This window comes from Flavobacterium olei, assembly GCF_039749035.1.
Lineage (GTDB): Bacteria > Bacteroidota > Bacteroidia > Flavobacteriales > Flavobacteriaceae > Flavobacterium > Flavobacterium olei.
Genome location: NZ_JBDKWC010000019.1, coordinates 1 through 602, shown reverse-complemented (window position 1 = coordinate 602; position 602 = coordinate 1). Strand labels below are relative to the sequence as shown.

Sequence of the window (602 nt, the reverse complement as noted above, 5' to 3'; positions counted from 1 at the left end):
ACGGCCACGATCACCATCGTCTTGCCGCCACCGCCCTTTGCAGGCTCAGCCGGAGAGACGCGGGGGATGCCGGTGTAGGGCTGGGCGGCTTCGGCTTCCATCGCTTGCACGGGCGTGTCGGGGCCGCCTTCGGTATAGGTGCCGATATGGGTCAGCGCCGGGATCGGAGCCAGTTGCAGCGACTGCCCGGCGAAAGCGCGGGAGTAGACGATCATTACCCAGCCGTCGAGCGCGGCAAGCTTGCTGCGGTCCGTCTCGATCTGGTTGGGGTTCACGCCATTGCCGTCGCGCAGATAACCCGCAAGCCCCAGTTGATCGAGGTCGGCAACCCGAAAGACCTCTGTATAGGCCGCGTCAATCCGCTCGACCCCAAGGGCGGCGGCCTGTGCGGTCTCATCATCACGCATGGCCCGCGCCTCGTCATCCGAGAGTGAGAGGGTGTAGACCCGGACTTTGCCGGCTTCTTGCGGGGCGACTTCTGTATGGGGCATGACGGCTTCCTTTAACTGTTCTCAGGAAAACGCCGCTTGGCCCATTGGGGTTCCGCTCAGATCGCGCCGGGCTGGGCGGCGATGTGGTTGCGCGCCAGCAGGTCCATTGCG

The 602-nt window shown here is 65.1% G+C and carries 1 protein-coding gene; it reads right to left on the bottom strand.

The annotated features are described in order from the left end of the window. The coding region (locus ABEB31_RS21625; protein ID WP_347053745.1) for a hypothetical protein at nt 1-491 on the bottom strand (491 nt) is incomplete at its 3' end. Between the last annotated feature and the right edge of the window lie 111 nt (nt 492-602).